Genomic DNA, 20,681 nt, shown 5'->3' with positions numbered 1-20,681 from the left:
TTACCCATGTGAGAGTAAGTCATCGCCAGCTCATTATTCTAAACCCCCCTCAGTCAAAAGACTGAGGGGGGTTTTTCTATACATAATTTAAAAAGTAGAAAGTAAACTCTTAATGATTTCAGAAATTAAAATTCTCACTGTAGCCTAAGATTTGAATCAAAATACTCTCAAATACTTTGTAAGAAAGATAGTGAGTGTTACATCGATTCTTTTTGTATTGAGTTACTTGCATGTTTTAACATGTAAAGTAATTGTCCTAAAAGTACATTTTTCTCAGCTAAAGCAATAATAATCATAGGGTGACTTTTAGACGGGATAGACGTTAATATTGCTTTACCATTTTCTGCATCTAAAGTAATGGACTGGCATCCAGTCAAGTGAATTTCTTGCATAAAAGCAGAGACCATAGCGAGGATTGAACTGCTTACAGCCGCTAATTTTCCATTGTTATAATGATCTTTTTTATGAATCGTCGCAAGTTCAAAGCCATCAGTTGAGCAGAGCATAATAAAATTTATCCCTGTGACATTATTTATAACTTCTTGAATTTTTGATTTTGAAAATTCTATTAATTCTGCTGATGCCGCTCTATTATTTTGAAGTGCAAACATGTTGGCTCCTTTAAGTGGTTATTTGATGATTAACTTCTATAGATGTGATTAAGGCTTCAAGCAAAAGGAGAGCGTCTTCTTTTTTTCGTGCATCAATAAAAAAAAGTGGGGAATATAAATCTTGGCTAATCAGCCAATCCTTATAAATTAAAGTTGAATTTGTATTTTCTACATCAGTATGCGTAATACCAATTGCAATATTATCTGTATAGTTCTGAAAGGTTTCAATATAAGTTTCAAGTTCGGCGAGTGGATTGGCAACGGTATGATCAATTAAAATAATTGCGCCAATAGCACCTTTGCAGATAACCGACCAAATAAAGTCAAAACGACTTTGTCCTGGAGTGCCATATAAGCCAATTTTAATCCCATCTTCAAGCATGACTTCGCCATAATCTATACCGACTGTGGTTTCCATTTTATTGTGGCTTTGTTGGTCGGTATTAAAGGCTTCAGTAAGTAATACAGGTATATCTGAGAGTGAACGAATAGCTTCTGTTTTACCAGCTCCCATAGAGCCTGCAAAAACGATTTTATGTTGTTGTAGAATCATCAAATATCCCCTTAAAATCCAAATTTTTGACGTAATTTACCCAAAAAACTTTTGATCGCATTTTTTTCTTCTGATCGAATTTCTTGTGAGGGTGGGCTGTAATGTTTGTCCCAAACATTTATTTTTTCAATATTATTGGTTGCGATATTGGTTGCGACAAAGTGGCGTACTGTATTTTGAGGAAGTTGTAATTGCTCTGCTATTTTAGAAATTTTACCACCTTGTATAAAGCAAGCGGATAACTGAAAAATAACTTTTCTATTAAATTGATCTGTCGGTTTAGGCCATGAATAAATTTTGTAATGACCATCATCAGGAGTTAAATTGTAAAGTACTTCCGGTGAATTCCAGAATAAATTCCAGAGCCAATCTTGAAGTATAAAATGAGATTTACGAGAGACTTTTGTAAGATCAGATATATTGGCTAGATCATATTGAAAACTTTGGTTTGTGCTATTCGTTGCTCTTTCTGGATTGATCCAAGCAATATTTTGAATGGGCTGTATAACAGCTAAGGTTCCCATTTCATCTTGTAAATGCAATTTTGAGTGATTTTCTATGTCATTCAAATTCAGGAAAAACTTCTTATTTAATAATGCTAGAGGTGTACTTGATGGTTCTGCTAATCGATTATTTTTTTCAGTACGATTCATTAAATGATGCTTAATCCAATCATATAATACGGATTGTTCAGTTATGGGTAAAAATAATGTGTCATTTTCAATTTGAAATTGGCTTTTTAAGGATTTAGAGACTTTTAGCCATGGAAAGTGATTTTTTCTAATTAGGCATTGGATACCTTCAGTTTCATAAAAATGCTCATGAATAAAAAGACAGTCAATATTTTGATCTGAAGCGGTCATCCATTTGATCATATAATCGTGTGAAATTAGGTGTCGTAACTGGAGTTTTAATTCTTCAGAATGATGGATACTTAATCCGACGATTGCAATATTGAAGCTTTTTTTATTCATATCATCCCTAGTTGATTATTGGGTTTATAAGGGCATTTAATAAATTAAAGCCCTTTATATTCAAATATAAAGGGCTTTAATAGGGCTTAAGAAAAGTCTAGACCTTTCTCGTAGCCTTTTAATTCATGGCGTGCCATCGCTAAATTGGCTTTATTACGATCAAGCACTAAATAAAGAAAAACATTTTCATTTTTCTCAAGTGGGCGAATCAAGTGATATTGCTTACCTAGTGTAATTAAAATATCTTCGATGCTATCATTTAGGTTTAAAGCTTTTGCCACACGTCGTTTTGAACGTACAACTTCTGTATTACCTGCAGCAGCTAATTCTAAGTCAATATCACCGCCCCCTTGTGTTGCAAGTGCTAATCCACTTTCGCCATCAACTAATGCAGCTGCGTGGAAACCGTCGATACTTGTTAATGAATCAAGTGATACTTTAGCCATAATTATTTTCTCTCTATGATTGTTATACGTTTTTTGCCTGCTTAAATGATTGGTTAACAAGCTAATTTGATTATAGAAGTGTAAATAATTTTATCAACGGAATTTATTTTTTGGTCAAATCTTGCCCAGATTGAAATTATGAATAATGATATTTTTGGTCATTAAGGTTGTGATGGAGTTTACACTTTTATGTGCTTATATTGAGTTTCTATTCTATTTTTAGTCACAATAAGATATTTATTGGGTAATCTAATTAAATGTAAGTAAATGTAAATATTGCAAAAAAAATCATAAAGCTACATAATTTAAAATACTGTTACATAAGTTAATGGTATGTAACAGTATTAAGAGAGAGCATTAAATAGTCAGTGCTTAAGTTGTATTTTAAGGATTAAACAAAGATTTGATTTACTGCCGAATATAAAATGCAGAGTACAACTACAGCAACCAAAGGTTCTAAAATTTTTGACCAAGTTGGAACTGCGTTAATTGTTGATTCTGAATAGCTAAGTATATCTTCATTTGTCGGAGCATGTTGCTGACTGACCATTTGATTAAATTCCTTCATGGTTGTATCTAATGATATTTCTTCTTGAACAATAGGTTTAGAACCTTTTAATTCTACTAAGTCATTTGTTGACCAAACCCAATCAGATGCTTGACCTGAAAGGTGCTCGATTTGCCCAAGAAGTAATTCTCGCAGCCCTGAAATTTGCAAGTTTCCAATATCGTTCAACTGTTTAAGTTCCACTAATTGTAATTTTAGCACTTCTGCGACAGTATCTTCTAAATCTTGTTTGGCTAAACCAGATTGATTCTTTTCAAAAGTAATAAGGTGGCGCGCCACTTCTTGAGAAAAAAGATCATCAGGTGAGCAAATTTCTTGATACATTTTTTTTTCATCAGAGCGCCAAAGTGTAATTAATTTACCTAACACTAAAGCATTAATTTCTGATAAATATTCTTTCTTTTCTTGTTTGGCATATTGCGTTAAAAGCTGTGGTTTTTGATTGTTAATTTGCTCGGCGAAATATTGTACTAAGTCAAAAGCCATGAATCATTTACTCCTTTTTTTATTTTAATCTAATAATCGTAAGCTCGGTTTTTTCTTCGCTTGTTTGGTGTCTTTAGAAGTCACTGACGGTTCTAATGGATTTTCTGATGTTTGAATATCAGTATACTCATTTGGATCAAAAAATAAGCCTTGGCCATTTTCACGTGCATAAATCCCAATAACTGCATTAAAAGGAACATAGATGTCGCGTGAAACACCACCAAATCGTGCTGAGAAAGTGATTGTTTCATTGCTCATATTAAATTGGTGTACTGCATGTGGTGCTATATTTAAAACAATCTGACCATCTTGAATATATTGTTCAGGAAGCAGGCTATTCGGTTGAGTCGCATCTACAAGCAAATGAGGGGTTAGGTTGTTGTCACAAATCCATTCATAGATTGCACGCGCTAAATACGGACGGGTCGGAGTGAGATTTAATTCCTGTTCAGACATTGAAATATACTCTATTGATTAACTAAAATTTCGCGATATTTATTTTTTTCCTGCATGGTCATCGATTTTATAAAAGCAGGACGAGCAAATATGCGTTGGCAATATAATAAAATAGGACGGCAATGCTGTTTAGGAAGTTCAACGCCCATTGCATTTAAGCGTAAGAAAATAGGCGCTAACATACAATCTAAAATTGTAAAATTTTCCGACATAAAATATGGAAAATGTTGAAACAAAGGGGTAAGTGAAATCAAAATATCTCGTAATTGCTTTTGCGCATCTAATTTTTCTTTTTGAGTCAAGCTATCAGGATGGCGCAGCATGATATCTGCTAATTTGAGCCAATCTTGTTCAAATCGCCAAATATATTGACGTTGTTCCGAGCGCGACATGGGTGCATCAGCATATAGTTTATTTTGTCGATAACGATCATCTAAATATTCAGAAATAATACTACTATTGAATAATTTAAGTTCGTTTTCTATGAGCATCGGAACATGATTATAGGGATTTAAACTGGCGAGATCTTCATCATCTTCATCCACAATAATAAGGTGATATTTAATTTGCTTTTCCGCAAGAACATAACGAATCCAGTGTGAGCGAAAGTCATCAGCATGGCTATAAAGTGTAATTCCTTGAAGCGGAGCGGTTTCGATGGACATAATCCCAAGCAAATTAAAATCAATAGACTAGGATACTAAAATTCACTCTGAAAATCACGATAACTGACAAGAGAAATAGGCTTCTTCGGCATGGATTGGTATTGATTCAGTTAAGTCCATCAATATTTTTAGAATATAGTCGAATAAGATGGTGGAATTTTGCTGTATGAGAATTAGGTTTTGTCTGAGTATTGTCTAAATTTTGGTTGTATTTCAGATCAATATTCAAAACATAAAAAAGCCTTGGATATACCAAGGCTTTTTGTCCGATTCGGTAAACGAATTAACGTTTAGAGAACTGAGGACGTTTACGCGCTTTACGTAAACCAAGTTTCTTACGTTCAACTTCACGAGCATCACGAGTAACGAAACCAGCTTGACGAAGAGCAGGTTTTAAAGTTTCGTCAGAAGCGATCAAAGCACGAGTAATACCGTGACGGATAGCGCCAGCTTGACCACCAATACCACCACCAGCAACAGTGATGTAAAGGTCAAACTTTTCAGTAACTTCAAGAAGCTCTAAAGGTTGACGAACTACCATACGAGCAGTTTCACGACCAAAATATTGTTCAAGAGTACGGTTGTTGATTACGAGTTTGCCTGTACCAGCTGACAAGAAAACACGTGCAGTTGCGGTCTTACGGCGACCTGTACCATAATTAGTAGCCATGTGCTGTTATCCCTTAGATGTCCAAAACTTGTGGCTGTTGAGCAGTATGAGGATGCTCAGAACCAGCGTACACTTTCATTTTTTTGATCATTGCATAACCAAGAGGACCTTTTGGTAACATACCTTTTACAGCTTTTTCTAAAACTGATTCAGGTTTGTGAGCGATTAACTTTTCAAAGTTAGTCTCACGGATACCACCAGGGAAACCAGTATGGCGATAGTATTTCTTATCCTGAGCTTTTTTACCTGTTACAGTAATTTCTTCAGCATTGATAACAACGATGTAATCACCAGTATCAACGTGCGGAGTATAAGAAGTTTTATGCTTACCGCGTAAACGACGAGCGATTTCAGTCGCAAGGCGACCTAAAGTTTTGCCAGAAGCATCAACAACATACCAGTCATGTTGAACTTCAGCTGGCTTAGCGCTGAGAGTTTTCATTAAACCACTACCTATTATAGTTGGTTTGGACTATGGAATCTGTCCAAACAAAAGGAGACGGAATTCTACCTGAAAGTCAGTAGAACCACAATGAAAATATAGAATTTCAAGCGCTGTATTTTAAAAGAACAAGATGCAAAATGAAAGGATTCTGATAAATAAAAGCGACAGTCGGTGAGGTGAATTCAAAATAAGATCAAAACTGTTGTAGGCCTTTTTTTTACGAAGTATTTTAGCTACTCGATATAAGGATATTTTTAAATAAAAAAATTAATGTAGAGTCTGAAGAATATTTTAAATATCGAATGTTTAGCGAAGCATAAATTGATTTTATTTTAAATATTTCAGTGTGAGCTTTCATATCAGATTATGCTCATTGTTTTGTTTGATCCGACCTTGAATCCTTATATTTATGAATCAGAGTATAATCAACCTACACTGAGTTCACTTGGATAAAGCATGCTTCCTTTATATGTCACCAGCGGCGAACCTGCGGGTATAGGTCCGGATATTTGTCTAACTTTGGCAGAACGTCATGATGAGCGTCCAATTGTGGTATTGGCTGATATCAACTTATTAAAGCAACGTGCTGATATTTTAAATCAAAAAGTAAAATTAATTGAATATCAAGGACAGTGTGACGCTGCTGCATCTGGTCAACTTTATGTAGAACATGTTCCTTTAAAAGCAGCAGTTGTACTGGGTGAATTGGATACGCAGAATTCAGCTTATGTATTGGAACAACTGCGTCGTTCTGCCGAATATGCCATGTTAGGTAAAAGTGTGGGTGTGGCGACTGCCCCTGTACAAAAATCAGTGATTAATGATGCGGGTATTCACTTTAGTGGACATACTGAGTATTACCAAGAGTTTGCAGATGTTAAACGGGTCGTTATGATGCTGGCCACCAAAAACTTACGTGTGGCTTTGGCAACGACACATTTGGCCTTAAGAGATGTTCCTCAGGCAATTACCAAACAACGTCTACATCAAGTGATCGATATTCTAATCCATGATTTAAAAACCAAATTTAAGATAGAGCATCCACATATTCTTGTTTGTGGTTTAAATCCACACGCAGGTGAGGGAGGGTATTTAGGTATGGAAGAAATTGAGATAATTAATCCTGTGCTGGAAAGTTATCGTGCTCAAGGTGTGAGTCTGAGTCTGAGTCTGCCTGCCGATACTTTATTTACCCCAGAAAATTTAAAAGATGCCGATGCTGTTTTGGCAATGTATCACGATCAAGGCTTACCTGTGTTAAAATCACAAGGCTTTGGTGAAGCCATTAATATTACTTTAGGCTTACCTTTTATTCGAACTTCAGTTGATCATGGTACAGCGCTTTCACTAGCAGGTACTGGACTGGCAAAAAGTTCAAGCTTACATGTTGCTGTCGATTTAGCCCTAGATTTAGCCAGTCACTAATTTTTAGTGAAGGTTTTAAATGATTACGTCACGTTGGAAATGTTTTTATGTATCAAATTAATGCCTTAAACCCAAAACAAGAAGGGCATCAGGCTCGTAAACGATTTGGTCAAAACTTTTTACATGACCAACGTGTGATTGCTAAAATTGTACGTTCGGTCAATCCACGTCCTGGGGAAAATATTCTCGAAATTGGACCCGGTTTAGCAGCCTTAACCTCACCACTTATTGGGGAGTGTGATGCTTTAACTGTGATTGAGCTAGATCGAGATTTGGCAGCTGGGTTACCCGGTCGTGTTCCTCATCCTGAACGACTGACGATTATTGAAGCAGATGCTTTGAAGTATGATTATTCTGAATTATTTAAAGAAGATCGACCATTACGTGTAGTCGGTAATCTGCCTTATAACATTTCAACACCATTACTTTTTCATCTTTTGGAATTTGGCGACAAAGTTAAAGATATGCACTTTATGTTGCAAAAAGAAGTGGTTGATCGTATTACAGCTTCCCCAAACACCAAAGAATATGGGCGTTTGTCAGTCATGATTCAATATTACTGCAAACCGACATTTTTATTTGAAGTTCCACCAGGTTCTTTTAATCCGCCACCTAAAGTAACTTCAGCTGTATTTCGATTAGAGCCTTATGCGATCAAACCGATTGTGGCCAAAAATGAAAAAGCTTTGGCGCGTTTGGTTTCACATGTTTTTACTCAGCGTCGTAAAACCTTACGTAATAGTTTGAAAGGAATGTTAGCAGAGGATGGATTCGAAAAGACGGGTATTGATCCAATGGCACGTCCTGAAACGTTAACTATGGCTCAATTTGTGGCATTGTCTGATCAAATGGTGCCTTAAAGTGACGCGTTCTAATATTCGCTATAACTACGTGATTGGTGATGTACAAGGCTGTTTTGAAGCTTTGAAAGCACTGTTGAAACGCATTCAATTTGATCCTGAACAAGATTTTATTTGGTTTGCAGGTGATTTAGTTGCACGTGGTGAGAATTCTGTTGGTGCGCTACGTTTTATTAAAAAACTGGTTGAAAGGAATGCTGCTGCAACTGTATTGGGGAATCATGATCTGACACTTTTAGCCTGTGCCCGAGGTTTAAAAGAGCTGAAGGAAAAAGACAATACTCGTGATGTCATTGATGCGATTGATAGTGATGAATTAATTGATTGGTTACGTAAACAGCCCTTGTGTCTTTTTCCCAATCAACAGACCATTCTGACGCATGCAGGTATTCCTTGTATTTGGTCTGCAGAGCAAACAGCTGCTTTGGCAAAAGAGATTGAAGCGGTTATCGGACACGATGACTTTGCTGTAGTGGATGCTTTCTTGGCCGATATGTATGGTAAAGAGCCAACCTTGTGGTTAGATGATTTAGAAGGTAATGCTCGATTACGTTGTATTACCAACTATTTGACCCGTATGCGTTTAACTGACATGACAGGGCGACTCGAATTTAGTTTTAAAGATGCACTGGATGACCCTATGCCAAAAGGTTTCAAACCCTGGTTTGATTTTGAGTCAAAGGCTACGAAAACGCATCGATTATTTTTTGGACACTGGGCTGCATTGCAGGCTGAAACCATTAATTCGCAGATTCAGAATGTTGATGGGGGTTGTGTTTGGGGTAATCATTTGGTGGCTTATCGTTTAGAAGATCAAGAGATTTTTAGAGTAGAAAATCCTCAACCACTTTAAAATATCTATAAAACCCATATAAAAAATGCAGTGTGATTTTGTATATGGGTTTGACTCGGTTTTAATCCAAACGAATCCAAGTTTGGCTACGACCTAAGGCTGAAACACCTACATAAGCTCTCATGGTTAAACGTTTGTCTGATGCATTAAGTTTCATTTTTGCATCATAAATTTTACCCGATAATGGATCAATAATACGCCCTTTTTCATAGTTTTTGGTGCCTTCTACATGTTTCAAACCTTTCAATATTTCCATCCCTAAAATGGGTTGATTGGTGTAAGGCGCTGGACATTTATTACATATTTCACGTGGGGTATAGCCTACACGAGGTGTAACTTTAGTAATTTTTCCTGTAAAGGTATTATTGGCTTCTTTGCGAATTTCAATAATTGATTTAGGTGAGCCTGTTTTATCATCAATTTGTTGCCAAGTTCCAGATATATCTTGTGCCCATAGATTTACGCTAAAAAAAATACTCGCGAAGAACACAAGCCCTTTATTCTTTTTCATATCAATTCCTTTGATGTGTAAACAGCCATTTGGTTATTGCTGTTACGATAGTATTATTCTATGTGAAATAGTCAATTAAAATAATTAAAAATCAGCCTGTTTTAATGATTTGTTTTTATCAATTCTGGCAAGAATAATAGGGCTCTTCTACTGTGAAAAACTTAAAACATTTAATAAAGTAAAATTGAACGAAATAAAAACGTCTGATACTTTGCCATATCAGACGTTGCTATCAAATCCATCAGATGATTAGAGAATCAGAAAAGAATTAGTCGTTTCGAATCCATGTTTGACTGCGTCCAAGTGCAGAAACACCGACGTAACCTCGGAGCGTAAGACGCTTTCCGTTGTTACTCAATTTAGCTTTCATACTGTAAATATTACCTGTGAGAGGATCAATAATTTTACCTTTATTATAGTTAGGTCCTTCAGCATGCTTTAAACCCTTTAGTATATCCATGCCTAAAATAGGTTTATTGGTATATGGAGCGGGACATTTAACACAAGTTTCTTTAGGGATGTATCCTGGGCGAGGCGTTACTTTAATGATCTTTGCTGTGTAAGATTGATCCGCTTCTTGGCGAATTTCAAGGATAGCTTTAGACGAACCCGTCTTGTCATCAATATTTTTCCAAGTCCCTGTAATATCTTCAGCAAAAGCAATGCTACTTAACGTAGAAAAAAGCAATACTGTTAAAAATTTAACTTTTCCCATTAATCGATTCCTTTTCGAATAACTTTATGAAGCATCTTGTATCTTAAGGCTATTATTTATACGAGACAATCCTTTATTTATGTTTTTTCAGTCACATTTTTTGCAAATAAAGTATGAAGGTTGGCAGCCATATTGCCGTAAATACTGCATTTACTGCCATCCCAAATGCTGCATAACGTCCTGCTACACTGCCACGTTGCCATGCTTGAGCTGTACCAATGGCATGTGCAGCTAGACCCAGTGCAAGTCCAGAGGCGCGTTCATCATGAATGTGACGTAGAATAAATGGAGAAAATGCTGCACCAATCACGCCCGATAAAATGACAATCAAAATAACGAGGGTTAAAGGTGCATGTAATAAAGTTGCGATATTAATCGCAATCGGTGTAGTTACTGCACGTGTAGCAAAAGCCATAATACTGGCATCGGATAGATGGAGTAAATAAGCCAATCCCATCGGTAAAGCGACAGCGCTGATACTGGCAAAAACTAAAATTCCAACGATCGCTTTGAGTGGTAGATCGTCATAACGCATGGCTGCAAGTGGAATTGCCAAGGCAACAGTGACATAGCCTAATAAATGGTTAAATAAAGGATTGATTTGAATGAGATAGGATTCATAAGGCAAACCAAATATAAAAAGTAAGCCAATAATAAAAAACATCCCAAATACAATTACTGGAATTTGTGGCAGTTTTTTATTCATGGGTTTGGCCATTAGATAGGCTGCAAGAGTCAATATAAAAGCGTAAAGCACTGCTAACATTAACTTTCTCCTATAACCAACGCTTGGCCATTTTTGCGTAAATCCATAATGGAATAAGTGTGCTAATACACATTACTGCAAGAAAAGCTGGAATTTCTTTGCCCATGTGAACCAACATAATCAGTGAACCTGCACTCACTGGTAAAAAAGCAAATGCACTTTCTTTCATGATTTTATTGTTGGTATCAATTAAACGTGCGGGTAATTTATGTACGTTCCGCCAGATAAATAAGGTGATTAATAGCGCAATTAAACCGACTAAATTACCCAATTCAGGATGCTTTAATTGTGTCATTAACCAAACTGCTCCCTCGCGAAAACAGATGATCAAAGCAAGAGTGCCAATCCATGCAGTCCAGTCGATTCTTTTTATCCAGTTCATGTGCTTCAAATTTTAAATGATACTTATCATGTTTTAACTGATTTACTTTTTGATTTCAAATTCTTCAAGAGGTCTTTTAAATTGAAGCGCTTTGGAACCTAAAATTTCATCAATCGGTAAATGTGACTGTTTGATCAACTGCTCAAGCTTTTGCGGAGCAATAATAATGTGTAAATGCAAATTACCCGCTTCATCATGATTTTCAGTTTGAATGACATTGAGTGCATACAATTGAGTGCGTAATTTTCCATATTCTGGTTTTAGTACCAATTCAAAACTTTGTAACTGTCCCATCAAGCATTCTTGTACCGCTTGACGTAATAGTCCTAAACCTTGTTGGGAATGTGCTGACACATAGACACGATCAGGTAAATGTGGTTTGGCATAAACAATTTTAGCATCTTCATTGCTCAAATCGATTTTGTTATAGACACGTAAGACGGGCACATTGACGCCAATTTCTTTTAAAACCTTTTCCACCGCTTCAATCTGTTCCAACATATCTGGACTGCTTGAATCAATAACATGGAGCAATAAAGTGGCTTCTAATGTTTCTTCTAGAGTTGCTTTAAAAGATTCAATCAAGGCATGCGCAAGATTACGGACAAAACCCACCGTATCGGCAAGCACTAAAGCCCCAATTCCATCCCAATTTAAACGACGTAGCGTTGGATCGAGTGTGGCAAAGAGTTGATCAGCGGCGTATACCTCAGAATGAGCCAAAATGTTAAATAAAGTAGATTTACCCGCATTGGTATAACCAACTAAAGAGACCGTCGGAATAGCGGCTTTTTGACGCGCTGCACGTCCTTGAATCCGCGTTTGACGTACTTTTTCTAGTTTGTCTTTTAGCTGTCCAATACGTAAACGAAGTAGGCGACGATCTGTTTCTAATTGTGTTTCACCTGGTCCGCGTAATCCAATGCCGCCTTTTTGGCTGTCTAAGTGAATGCCACCACCGACCAATCGTGAAGATAAATAATCTAATTGTGCCAATTCGACTTGAAGTTTACCTTCATGTGTACGCGCACGTTGTGCAAAAATATCTAAAATGAGACGAGTACGATCAATTACTCGACATTGCATGACTCGTTCTAAATTACGTTCTTGAGATGGGCTTAAGGCATGATCAAAAATGACCAAATCGGCTTCAATCATTTTGGCTAATTCAGCAATTTCTTCTGCTTTGCCCGAACCGATAAACAATTTAGGGTCTGGTTTAATGCGTTGAGCGGTAATATGTTCCAAAATTTCAGCGCCAGCAGATTGAGCCAATAAACGAAATTCCTCAGCATCAAGGTCATCTAAAAGCTGTACAGATACACTGACCAATATTGCCCGTTCTTTACCTTGACGTTGCTCAGAATATTCCACTAATGACCATCTCGACGATTAAAACTTTATTCTAGTAGAAAAGAAGTGGTGAAAGTAAAAAATAGCAATAACTTAAGTATGATTGCTATCAATGTATTGATTTTAGAATAAGATTATATAATTCCGTTTTATAAGAAAATTCCTTGTTTTTATCGTTTGCCGTTTGAATCTGCTTTTTAAACCCTGTGTATTTTAAAATTAACCTTCAAGATTGCAAAACTTTAAAGATAAAGGTATTAAATAAAAAATTAATTTCGATTTTTAAGATCAATGCAAGATCAAGTGAGACAGTATAGAATGACAGAAAATAACCGTGTAATGCTACATCTCGACTTAGTGATCAATTTATGACTCAATCTTCTATAACTGAACATATCTCGTTAAATAGTGTGTCTAAATTTTTTCTCTACAGCAAAAAAGTATTGGCAACCATGGGGGTGATTTCACAGGGATTTTATCTGGTCTATCGTCACGGATTATATAAAGAACCGAATCATCCTAATAATACGCGTTATGTACAATATTTCTGCCGACAGTTAAGTAAGGTCTTTAATATTGAAGTTGAAATTCATGGAGAAATTCCACAAGAACCTGCACTTTGGGTCAGTAATCATGTTTCTTGGTTGGATATCGCCGTTTTAGGTTCAGGTGCACGAGTATTTTTTTTGGCCAAAGCAGAAATTGAAAAATGGCCGTTATTGGGCAAGCTTGCAAAAGGTGGTGGAACACTCTTTATTAAACGGGGTTCTGGAGATTCAGTCAGAATTCGTGAACAAATCACCTCATTTTTAAAACACGATATTCCAGTTTTATTTTTTCCAGAAGCGACGACATCGGATGGTTCTAAAATCAAGAAGATTTATGGCCGCATTTTAGGTGCAGCCATTGAAGCCAATCGTCCCGTTCAAATTTGTCTTATTTGTTATGTGAATCAAGCGGGTGAGTTGGATAACATCGCACCATTTATCGATGATATTCGTTTTATTGATCATGTCAAAAATGTACTCGAAATGCCAAAAGTGACAGCCCATTTAATCGCATTGCAACCGATTGCTGTACAGGGACATACCGTCGAGACCTTAACACAAGAAGTTCAAGCCCAGATGATAGAAGGGCTAGCACGTTTACAGCAAAAAGTTCTGATGCCTCATCCTGAAAAAATAGCCAATGAAAATCGTTATGTTGGCTCTTAAGGCTTCACATAAAGCCTTCGATAGGCAGCCATGAAATGACTTTTATACCTGCTTTCTGCCACCACTTCATTTTAGGTTCTGTGGAATAAGTCTTGATGTTGCCATCATGCTGTTTAATTTTCCAATTAATTTTATGGTTGGCGTTTAGAACCAGTTTATAAGCATATTTAGATAAATTTTCATCCATGGTGGTATGGATAGATTGAGCTAAGCTGGGGCTATTCAATAGAACACCAATTTCAGTGTTCAAATAAGCAGAACGTGGATCAAAATTAAAAGAGCCAATAAAAACCTGTTTCTGATCAATCGCCATCATTTTGGCATGCAGGCTAGAGCGACTTAATCCTTTTAAGCTGACTTTGGCTTTTTCTGCAATTTCATCGGTATTAATATTGAGATTTTCAGTTTCAGGTGCAGCCAAAAACTCATAAAGTTCAACCTGATTTTTTAACAAATCTTTTCGATATTTTCCATAAAAAGCATGGACTAAAAACACATCATTGGCTTTAAAAGAATTGGTTAATACTCGAACATGTACATTGGTTTGAGCCAAATCACTGAGCATTTTTTCACCTTTTTTCTCAGGCACAAAATAAGCTGAAATAATATCGACACTCTGTTCAGGTTTTTGTAATTGGTGAATTAACTGGAAATTCAAATGCTGCTCTTTTTTTGCTTTGGCTCTAATTTTACTGGGTGAGTCGCTGACCACCTCGGCTTTTACCCAATCAAACTGAATGCTTTTATTGAGCCAGTTTTCAAAGGCATGTGAACGCGTGGCTAAATCAAGATAGTTTTGGACGGTGATGGTTTGAGCATGTTGTTCGAGCTGTTGTTTTAAATTTGGAAAACGCAATGAATAATGTCGAGCATTGACAATTTGTTTGACTGGAAAAGCATAATCATCGTTCCAATAGTCATCAAAAGAATGAATAATCTCATCGGAAGCAGAGCCAACCAACATCACATCTACATCAGAAAACTGATAATTGTCGCTGACATTGTAATATTGGTTACTCATATTGCGACCGCCAATTAAAGCAATTTGGTTGTCTGCAATAAAACTTTTATTGTGCATACGGCGGTTAATACGCTTTAAATCCAGCACCATATCCATGGCACGATAATGTCTAAAACGATAAGGATTATACAATTTGACATCAATATTCTGATGTTGATCGAGCGCTAAATAAATTCCTTCCATTTTTTTGGCATTATTATCATCCATCAATAAACGGACTTTGACTCCACGATCTGCGGCTTGAATAATAGAGTAGAGCGCAAGTGAGCCAATTTTATCGTTGTCCCAAATATAATATTGTAAATCTAGTGTTTTTTCTGCTTTATTAATCAGATGGATACGTGCAGCCAATGCTTCCAACGGATCATACAAAACATGATAACCCGTCAGATTGGGGTCTTGTTCTCGTAATGGTAAAACAATTTTTGCCAATGAGCTTTGTTCTGTTGGCGTATCAAAGGCATATTCAATCGGCTGAGGAGATTGCTTGGGCAGGGTCGAGCAGGCAGGAATACCTAAAATAAGGCTGCAACTCATCAAAACCGCAGTTTTGTAGACGTGAAGACCATCTAACCGAGCGTTTTTGATTTCGAATATTGTCTGAGTTGAGCGCGCCATATTTTATAAACAAGTGCAAAATTTGGTTTGAGTATAGTTGCCAGCTGTGAAAAGATAAATAATAGAATAGATGAATGATGTCAGTTCATCGTTTTGCTGAGAGCAATGAGTGTAGAGAATAACTATGTGGGAAACAGATTCGGTCATAATATATTTTTATATCAGTTTTGTTGTGCTTGCTCTTTGGGGTGTTGGACAAGCATGGTTGAGCCAGACACGTACAGAAACCATTCATCCTTTTAAAGCCTTTGTACATTTGTTGGCCTTTTATTTGTCCTATCTGTTGTTCCCTTTATTTTTCTTTAGTTTATTTGCTGGTTGGAGTGGTTATTATTCGATTCACGAAGCTATTTTTATTTTTCTTCTCAGTAGTTTGTTAATTTATGCACGTTTTATAGAGCCGCATCATGTGGTGGTTAAAACCTTAGAATATCAGTTAAATCCAGATCAAAAAATGCAAAAACCCATCAAATTGGTATTAATTGCCGATTTACATATTGGTCTATTTTCCGGACATGAGCGCCAGCTTAAAATTATTGTCGAGAAAATTAATCAGCAAAATCCTGATTTGGTCGTAGTCGCAGGGGACTGGACCTATGAGCCAGAAAATACGCTGGCTGAAGAGTTGGCGATTTTAAAACAGATTGTGGCCCCTGTGTACTCAGTGAATGGAAATCATGATGAGCAATATCCTGGCCCACCGATTCAAAATTTACTTCGACATGCTTTGATCATTAATGATGTGATTGATATTGAAGGTCAGATGGTAGAATTTGATGAATTCCGTTTGCTTGGGGTTGGAGATTTATGGGCAGGTAAAACCGATATGCGTTATATGCCTGACTTACCGCAAGACAAGCCTTGGGTACTTTTATCGCATAATCCAGACACCGTGGATATGGTACCAAAACTATCCACCCGTCCTCTCATGTTGTCGGGTCATACCCATGGCGGACAAGTTGAACTACCGTGGCTGACCAATTACATTATGAAGAAAGTGTCTATTTTAGGGCATAAAAAAGGGTTGTATAAACACGAAAATGCAGATGTATTTGTTACGGTGGGAACGGGTCTAGTGGGAGTGCCATTTCGTTTTCGTGTGCCACCGACCATTGATATTATCGAGCTGGTTTAAAGCTTAAATGTCATGTTTAAGATTGTAGATGACTCTGGTTGAATAAATGTAAAAAATGATCAGCACTTTCTAGAATAATCACCCATTAAAAAATAACTATAAAAAAACCAGCAGATTCTGCTGGTTTTTTTATGACTACAATTGGATTAAACCTGATTATTTACATCATCATTCTTGGTTTCACGAATCGCTAAAAATGCACATAGTGAAAGAATTGAGGCTGCAGACAAATAATAGCCCACAGCTTGTAAACCATAGGTGGTTGCCAATTCAGTTGCGATAAGCGGTGCAAAAGAGGCACCAAAAATGCCTGCAAGATTGAAGGTTAAAGCAGAACCAGTATAACGTACAGAGGTCGGGAAAATTTCTGACAAAACTGTTCCGATTGGACCATAGGTTAAACCCATGATGCCTAAGCCTAAGCATAAAAATAAGAACACCACAAAGGTATTGCCAGATTCAAGCATGCTTGCAAACACTAAACCGAACAATGCCGATAGAATGCACACGCCTATCGAAGTAGCCCTGCGACCAAATTTTTCCGCAAAAATTGCCGAAAGTGGAATGAAAGCTGCAAAACACAAGGTGGCAATTAATTGTAACTTCAGAAATTCTGCACGAGAATAACCCAGTCGAGTTGTTCCCCAATTGAGCGCAAATACAGTGGTTAAATAAAACACCACAAAGGTACAAATCGCAGCAATGGTTCCGAGAATGAGCATGCGCCAATGTTTCGTCATAACTTCTTTAAAAGGAACATTAACTTCTTTTTGTTTATCGAGGACTTTTTGAAATGCAGGTGTTTCATGCAGTTTTAGACGAATCCATAAACCTACAATCACCAGTACTGAACTTGCAATAAATGGAATACGCCAGCCCCATTGCATAAAGTCTGCTTCAGACATCAATGCACCTAGCATTAAAAATGAACCAGTGGCCAAAATAAAGCCAATGGGTGCCCCAAGTTGCGGAAACATGCCATACCATGCACGTTTACCTTCAGGTGCATTTTCGGTGGCAAGCAACACTGCACCACTCCATTCACCACCTAAACCGAGACCTTGTCCTAAACGACAGAGTGCAAGTAACAAGGGTGCAACAATGCCAATTTGTGCATAGGTGGGCAGTAACCCGATACAAACGGTAGAAATCCCCATGGTGAGCAATGCGGCGACTAAGGTGGCTTTACGACCAATCCTGTCCCCTAGATGTCCAAAGAGGGCAGCACCAATTGGACGGGCAATAAAGGCAATAGCAAATGTGGCTAAAGACTGAATAGTGGCCGTGGTGGGGTCTGTACTGGCAGGAAAAAATAAATGCGGAAAAATAATGACAGCAGCGGTCGCATAAATATAAAAATCGAAGAATTCGATGGTCGTGCCGACAAGACTTGCTGTAAGTACGCGGAATTTTGAATTGGTGGCTACTTCTGAGGTAGCAGTAGAATTTGATGACGCCATGGAGGACCTTACGCTGACTCAAAATAAAAAATTTGTTTTTTAGGGTAATTTTTAAAAAAAAGCGTAATTTCTTAAAAAAACAACGAAAAACTATCTCAAATCAACTTGTTCAGGGTACTGAAGTGAAGAATGAGAGAGTTAAAGCACGTACAGATAAATCGCCAAGAATTGTGATCCTGCGCCTATCAATACAAAAATATGCCAGATTGCATGGGTGTATCTTACGCGTTTTAACGCATAAAACAATGCACCGATGGTATAAGACAAACCGCCTACAATCAGATAGGTTAAGGCTTGTGTGCTTAAAAAGCGCTGCATGTCATCAATCACCAATACCGCAAGCCAACCCATCAAAAGATAAGCAATTAATGATATTTTTTGAAAACGGTGAATGAATACCAGTTTAAACAAGGTGCCAATTGCAGCAATTACCCACAGGGCAATCAGTAAATAATGCGCTTTTGCAGTCGGAATTGCGATAGACAAAAAAGGCGTATACGTTCCAGCAATTAAATAATAAATCGCAGTATGATCTAGTTTTTTGTACCAATATCGTTTGGTTTCATCGCTCGAAAAGTGATAAAGAGCTGAACTTGAAAATAGCAGAATCATGCTAAATGCATAAACACATAAACCTAAAAATTGGCCTAGCGGTAAAGCGCTGCCTTTCATTAGCATAAACCCACTGGCAATGAGGGCTAAAACTGCACCAAGGGCATGACTGAGTGCATTAATATATTCTTCGCGTGGATCATAAGCCTGTAGCTGTGAGGTTACCATGACTGATTTCTATAATTAAAAATACAGTTGTATCGTAATGCAGTTTTACCTTTATAGTAAGAAGTTTTAAACTGAGCACTTAATTTCTTCGAGTGAATTGTATGTCTCAAGTGGCATCTACTGTAAATCAGGAACAACAATTTTTAGATGCTTTTCAGCAAGCGATTGAAACGCAGGGTTTTGATCGAATGATCTTGAGCCAATATCAAGGTGAAATCGAACATTTAGAAAAAATAACATTGCGTATCATTTCACTACAAAACCAGTCTGTACTGAATATTTTATATCGTTATAAGACTCAAGATGTCACCAAAAACTATCCTTTAAACGAAGCATTATCTCTTGCTACGTCTTTATTGATGCAATGTAAACAAGCCAATCTTTTTACCAATGATGCAGAGCTACAACTCAAAAAAAATAAGAAAAAAGTGATGCTAACAGTGACTAAAAAGAAAGTGGAATCAAAATCAGAACATATGCAGCAGACACAGGGGGCTATGCAGGAACACGATCGTGCTAAGCATCGTTATGTTGATCAGGACCGTTATTTTTTACAACCGCTTGGAATTACGGATGCCAAAGCAGAAATTATTCCGAGCATGGCGCGTAAATGGAAGCAAATTAATAAGTTTATCGAAATATTCTCAGGTGCTGTCGGACAGATGAGCACACAAGAGCATGCTTTACGCGTGGTCGATTTTGGTTCAGGAAAGGGCTATTTGACGTTTGCTTTATATGATTATTTGAATCATAAAGGACAAACGCCTTTTGTGACGGGTGTTGAACTGAATGAAAAAATGGTCGATTTTTGCCAGAAAGTGGCTGAGGTTTCTCAATTTAAGCAATTAGATTTTTTTCAGGGCGATGTTCGTACCTATCAACCTGAACATTTGGATGTCATGATTGCGTTACATGCTTGTGATGTAGCAACGGATTTTGCAATTCATACAGGTATTCGTTTAAATGCCCAAATTATCATGTGCGCGCCGTGTTGCCACAAAGAGCTACGTCCGCAATTAAATAGTCCAGAAGTATTAAAACCCATGTTGCAATTTGGGATTCATGCCGGTCAGCAAGCCGAAATGCTGACCGATACGATTCGAGCTTTATTACTTAAAGCATATGGCTATGAAACCAAAGTTTTCGAATTTGTTGCACTTGAGCATACCAGTAAAAATAAGATGATTTTGGCCACCAAACGCAAAGATTATACTCAACCTGATCCTGCTGTTTTGGCACAAATTCATGCTTTAAAAAATATGTATGGGATTCAGAAGCATTCACTTGAATTACTGCTCAATCAGCAGTGGGATCAACAAGATATCGGGCGTAAATGTTAATCTGAAGCATCGATGTTTGAAAACCAGAGTGTAGCTAAGTCGTTTATTTACCTAATGCCTTAAACTTTGAAAGGCATGTTCAGGAAGAATAAGCCTTTCAAAGCTTAAGGTTTGAATCATCATTCAAATGTGATCATTCAAGATGCATCAATTCTTATTTTTTATTTTATGACTAGTCAATTAAAAGATAAGTAGTCATAACAATATTTATATGAATGTTCCTGTAAATAGAGGGATCTTTATGCAAATATGAAATACGAAAGTGATCAGATCATCGTCATTGTTTAAACATAAAATTGCTGCTTTAACCCAGAGACTACAAATAATGTAGATACTCTTGGATGAGTTGGTTTAAGCTTAAAAATAGTTTTTAA

Annotated in this window: 23 protein-coding genes; 6 read left to right on the top strand and 17 right to left on the bottom strand. The window is 37.0% G+C overall.

Annotation, left to right across the window (positions count from 1 at the left end; all coding sequences use genetic code 11):
* Nucleotides 1-197: 197 nt before the first annotated feature.
* From GA0116959_RS13500 to rplM, 9 genes are all read right to left on the bottom strand, one after another.
* Entirely contained in the window at nucleotides 198-611 is a 414-nt protein-coding gene (locus GA0116959_RS13500; protein WP_053579663.1) for a roadblock/LC7 domain-containing protein, read from the bottom strand.
* Nucleotides 612-621: 10 nt separating this feature from the next.
* Complete coding sequence (locus GA0116959_RS13495; RefSeq protein ID WP_053579664.1) at nucleotides 622-1,164, bottom strand: GTP-binding protein; 543 nt, start codon at nucleotides 1,162-1,164, stop codon at nucleotides 622-624.
* A gap of 11 nt (nucleotides 1,165-1,175) precedes the next feature.
* On the bottom strand, nucleotides 1,176-2,027 hold the full coding sequence (locus tag GA0116959_RS13490; protein WP_244878604.1) for a hypothetical protein: 852 nt from the start codon (nucleotides 2,025-2,027) through the stop codon (nucleotides 1,176-1,178).
* Nucleotides 2,028-2,224: 197 nt separating this feature from the next.
* On the bottom strand, nucleotides 2,225-2,584 hold the full coding sequence (locus GA0116959_RS13485; protein ID WP_053579666.1) for a roadblock/LC7 domain-containing protein: 360 nt from the start codon (nucleotides 2,582-2,584) through the stop codon (nucleotides 2,225-2,227).
* Between the two features lie 391 nt (nucleotides 2,585-2,975).
* A complete protein-coding gene (locus tag GA0116959_RS13480) occupies nucleotides 2,976-3,638 on the bottom strand; it encodes a hypothetical protein (RefSeq protein ID WP_092721124.1) in 663 nt (220 codons plus the stop codon).
* Between the two features lie 24 nt (nucleotides 3,639-3,662).
* Entirely contained in the window at nucleotides 3,663-4,094 is a 432-nt protein-coding gene (locus tag GA0116959_RS13475; RefSeq protein WP_092721123.1) for a ClpXP protease specificity-enhancing factor, read from the bottom strand.
* 11 nt (nucleotides 4,095-4,105) lie between these two features.
* Complete coding sequence (locus GA0116959_RS13470) at nucleotides 4,106-4,759, bottom strand: glutathione S-transferase N-terminal domain-containing protein (protein ID WP_053579669.1); 654 nt, start codon at nucleotides 4,757-4,759, stop codon at nucleotides 4,106-4,108.
* 283 nt (nucleotides 4,760-5,042) lie between these two features.
* Nucleotides 5,043-5,429 carry a 30S ribosomal protein S9 gene (gene rpsI / locus GA0116959_RS13465; protein WP_004647927.1) on the bottom strand — a complete coding sequence of 129 codons (387 nt, stop codon included), beginning with the start codon at nucleotides 5,427-5,429 and terminating at the stop codon, nucleotides 5,043-5,045.
* A gap of 13 nt (nucleotides 5,430-5,442) precedes the next feature.
* Complete coding sequence (gene rplM, locus GA0116959_RS13460) at nucleotides 5,443-5,871, bottom strand: 50S ribosomal protein L13 (protein ID WP_053579670.1); 429 nt, start codon at nucleotides 5,869-5,871, stop codon at nucleotides 5,443-5,445.
* A gap of 459 nt (nucleotides 5,872-6,330) precedes the next feature.
* Here rplM and pdxA point away from each other — a divergent pair, with 459 nt between their 5' ends.
* The 3 genes from pdxA to GA0116959_RS13445 are packed head-to-tail and all read left to right on the top strand — an operon-like array spanning nucleotide 6,331 to nucleotide 9,012.
* Nucleotides 6,331-7,299, top strand: a complete 969-nt coding sequence (gene pdxA, locus GA0116959_RS13455) for a 4-hydroxythreonine-4-phosphate dehydrogenase PdxA (RefSeq protein WP_092721122.1) — start codon at nucleotides 6,331-6,333, stop codon at nucleotides 7,297-7,299.
* A gap of 47 nt (nucleotides 7,300-7,346) precedes the next feature.
* A complete protein-coding gene (gene rsmA / locus GA0116959_RS13450) occupies nucleotides 7,347-8,159 on the top strand; it encodes a 16S rRNA (adenine(1518)-N(6)/adenine(1519)-N(6))-dimethyltransferase RsmA (RefSeq protein WP_092721121.1) in 813 nt (270 codons plus the stop codon).
* Nucleotide 8,160: 1 nt separating this feature from the next.
* The gene (locus tag GA0116959_RS13445; RefSeq protein WP_092721120.1) at nucleotides 8,161-9,012 is read left to right on the top strand and encodes a symmetrical bis(5'-nucleosyl)-tetraphosphatase; all 852 of its coding nucleotides are present in this window, start codon (nucleotides 8,161-8,163) and stop codon (nucleotides 9,010-9,012) included.
* A 61-nt stretch (nucleotides 9,013-9,073) separates the two neighbouring features.
* Here the strand turns inward: GA0116959_RS13445 and GA0116959_RS13440 are convergent, their stop codons facing one another.
* From GA0116959_RS13440 to hflX, 5 genes are all read right to left on the bottom strand, one after another.
* On the bottom strand, nucleotides 9,074-9,523 hold the full coding sequence (locus tag GA0116959_RS13440; protein WP_053579674.1) for a DUF2147 domain-containing protein: 450 nt from the start codon (nucleotides 9,521-9,523) through the stop codon (nucleotides 9,074-9,076).
* 268 nt (nucleotides 9,524-9,791) lie between these two features.
* Nucleotides 9,792-10,238, bottom strand: a complete 447-nt coding sequence (locus tag GA0116959_RS13435) for a DUF2147 domain-containing protein (RefSeq protein WP_092721119.1) — start codon at nucleotides 10,236-10,238, stop codon at nucleotides 9,792-9,794.
* A 91-nt stretch (nucleotides 10,239-10,329) separates the two neighbouring features.
* Nucleotides 10,330-11,004 carry an LrgB family protein gene (locus GA0116959_RS13430; RefSeq protein WP_053579676.1) on the bottom strand — a complete coding sequence of 225 codons (675 nt, stop codon included), beginning with the start codon at nucleotides 11,002-11,004 and terminating at the stop codon, nucleotides 10,330-10,332.
* A 10-nt stretch (nucleotides 11,005-11,014) separates the two neighbouring features.
* The gene (locus tag GA0116959_RS13425; protein WP_092721118.1) at nucleotides 11,015-11,386 is read right to left on the bottom strand and encodes a hypothetical protein; all 372 of its coding nucleotides are present in this window, start codon (nucleotides 11,384-11,386) and stop codon (nucleotides 11,015-11,017) included.
* Nucleotides 11,387-11,428: 42 nt separating this feature from the next.
* A complete protein-coding gene (gene hflX / locus GA0116959_RS13420; RefSeq protein WP_092721117.1) occupies nucleotides 11,429-12,760 on the bottom strand; it encodes a ribosome rescue GTPase HflX in 1,332 nt (443 codons plus the stop codon).
* A 347-nt stretch (nucleotides 12,761-13,107) separates the two neighbouring features.
* Here hflX and GA0116959_RS13415 point away from each other — a divergent pair, with 347 nt between their 5' ends.
* Nucleotides 13,108-13,953, top strand: coding sequence for a lysophospholipid acyltransferase family protein (locus GA0116959_RS13415; RefSeq protein WP_053579679.1), 846 nt, complete (start codon nucleotides 13,108-13,110; stop codon nucleotides 13,951-13,953).
* Between the two features lie 4 nt (nucleotides 13,954-13,957).
* Here the strand turns inward: GA0116959_RS13415 and GA0116959_RS13410 are convergent, their stop codons facing one another.
* Nucleotides 13,958-15,511: a phospholipase D family protein gene (locus GA0116959_RS13410; protein ID WP_425304211.1), complete on the bottom strand. Its 1,554-nt coding sequence runs from the start codon at nucleotides 15,509-15,511 to the stop codon at nucleotides 13,958-13,960.
* Nucleotides 15,512-15,716: 205 nt separating this feature from the next.
* Here GA0116959_RS13410 and GA0116959_RS13405 point away from each other — a divergent pair, with 205 nt between their 5' ends.
* Entirely contained in the window at nucleotides 15,717-16,727 is a 1,011-nt protein-coding gene (locus GA0116959_RS13405) for a metallophosphoesterase (RefSeq protein ID WP_092721115.1), read from the top strand.
* Between the two features lie 146 nt (nucleotides 16,728-16,873).
* On the opposite strand, the gene GA0116959_RS13400 is transcribed toward GA0116959_RS13405, so the two are convergent.
* Both GA0116959_RS13400 and trhA read right to left on the bottom strand, forming a co-directional pair.
* Nucleotides 16,874-18,187 (bottom strand): MFS transporter, encoded by a 1,314-nt coding sequence (locus GA0116959_RS13400; protein ID WP_092721114.1) that lies wholly within the window; start codon nucleotides 18,185-18,187, stop codon nucleotides 16,874-16,876.
* A gap of 138 nt (nucleotides 18,188-18,325) precedes the next feature.
* Nucleotides 18,326-18,967 carry a PAQR family membrane homeostasis protein TrhA gene (trhA, locus tag GA0116959_RS13395; RefSeq protein ID WP_092721113.1) on the bottom strand — a complete coding sequence of 214 codons (642 nt, stop codon included), beginning with the start codon at nucleotides 18,965-18,967 and terminating at the stop codon, nucleotides 18,326-18,328.
* Nucleotides 18,968-19,068: 101 nt separating this feature from the next.
* On the opposite strand from trhA, the gene GA0116959_RS13390 reads away from it, so the two are divergent.
* A complete protein-coding gene (locus tag GA0116959_RS13390) occupies nucleotides 19,069-20,307 on the top strand; it encodes a class I SAM-dependent methyltransferase (RefSeq protein WP_092721112.1) in 1,239 nt (412 codons plus the stop codon).
* Nucleotides 20,308-20,681: the final 374 nt, after the last annotated feature.

The organism is Acinetobacter albensis, from assembly GCF_900095025.1.
GTDB lineage: Bacteria > Pseudomonadota > Gammaproteobacteria > Pseudomonadales > Moraxellaceae > Acinetobacter > Acinetobacter albensis.
Note: the sequence above shows the minus strand (reverse complement) of the source record. Positions and strands in the feature narration are given on the sequence as shown.

Excerpts from the sequence above, each read along its gene's own strand:
- GA0116959_RS13500 (WP_053579663.1), bottom strand. The coding sequence starts at position 611 with ATGTTTGCACTTCAAAATAATAGAGCGGCATCAGCAGAATTAATAGAA.
- GA0116959_RS13495 (WP_053579664.1), bottom strand. The coding sequence starts at position 1,164 with ATGATTCTACAACAACATAAAATCGTTTTTGCAGGCTCTATGGGAGCT.
- GA0116959_RS13490 (WP_244878604.1), bottom strand. The coding sequence starts at position 2,027 with ATGACCGCTTCAGATCAAAATATTGACTGTCTTTTTATTCATGAGCAT.
- GA0116959_RS13485 (WP_053579666.1), bottom strand. The coding sequence starts at position 2,584 with ATGGCTAAAGTATCACTTGATTCATTAACAAGTATCGACGGTTTCCAC.
- GA0116959_RS13480 (WP_092721124.1), bottom strand. The coding sequence starts at position 3,638 with ATGGCTTTTGACTTAGTACAATATTTCGCCGAGCAAATTAACAATCAA.
- GA0116959_RS13475 (WP_092721123.1), bottom strand. The coding sequence starts at position 4,094 with ATGTCTGAACAGGAATTAAATCTCACTCCGACCCGTCCGTATTTAGCG.
- GA0116959_RS13470 (WP_053579669.1), bottom strand. The coding sequence starts at position 4,759 with ATGTCCATCGAAACCGCTCCGCTTCAAGGAATTACACTTTATAGCCAT.
- rpsI (WP_004647927.1), bottom strand. The coding sequence starts at position 5,429 with ATGGCTACTAATTATGGTACAGGTCGCCGTAAGACCGCAACTGCACGT.
- rplM (WP_053579670.1), bottom strand. The coding sequence starts at position 5,871 with ATGAAAACTCTCAGCGCTAAGCCAGCTGAAGTTCAACATGACTGGTAT.
- pdxA (WP_092721122.1), top strand. The coding sequence starts at position 6,331 with ATGCTTCCTTTATATGTCACCAGCGGCGAACCTGCGGGTATAGGTCCG.
- rsmA (WP_092721121.1), top strand. The coding sequence starts at position 7,347 with ATGTATCAAATTAATGCCTTAAACCCAAAACAAGAAGGGCATCAGGCT.
- GA0116959_RS13440 (WP_053579674.1), bottom strand. The coding sequence starts at position 9,523 with ATGAAAAAGAATAAAGGGCTTGTGTTCTTCGCGAGTATTTTTTTTAGC.
- GA0116959_RS13435 (WP_092721119.1), bottom strand. The coding sequence starts at position 10,238 with ATGGGAAAAGTTAAATTTTTAACAGTATTGCTTTTTTCTACGTTAAGT.
- GA0116959_RS13430 (WP_053579676.1), bottom strand. The coding sequence starts at position 11,004 with ATGTTAGCAGTGCTTTACGCTTTTATATTGACTCTTGCAGCCTATCTA.
- GA0116959_RS13425 (WP_092721118.1), bottom strand. The coding sequence starts at position 11,386 with ATGAACTGGATAAAAAGAATCGACTGGACTGCATGGATTGGCACTCTT.
- GA0116959_RS13415 (WP_053579679.1), top strand. The coding sequence starts at position 13,108 with ATGACTCAATCTTCTATAACTGAACATATCTCGTTAAATAGTGTGTCT.
- GA0116959_RS13410 (WP_425304211.1), bottom strand. The coding sequence starts at position 15,511 with ATGAGTTGCAGCCTTATTTTAGGTATTCCTGCCTGCTCGACCCTGCCC.
- GA0116959_RS13405 (WP_092721115.1), top strand. The coding sequence starts at position 15,717 with ATGTGGGAAACAGATTCGGTCATAATATATTTTTATATCAGTTTTGTT.
- GA0116959_RS13400 (WP_092721114.1), bottom strand. The coding sequence starts at position 18,187 with ATGGCGTCATCAAATTCTACTGCTACCTCAGAAGTAGCCACCAATTCA.
- trhA (WP_092721113.1), bottom strand. The coding sequence starts at position 18,967 with ATGGTAACCTCACAGCTACAGGCTTATGATCCACGCGAAGAATATATT.
- GA0116959_RS13390 (WP_092721112.1), top strand. The coding sequence starts at position 19,069 with ATGTCTCAAGTGGCATCTACTGTAAATCAGGAACAACAATTTTTAGAT.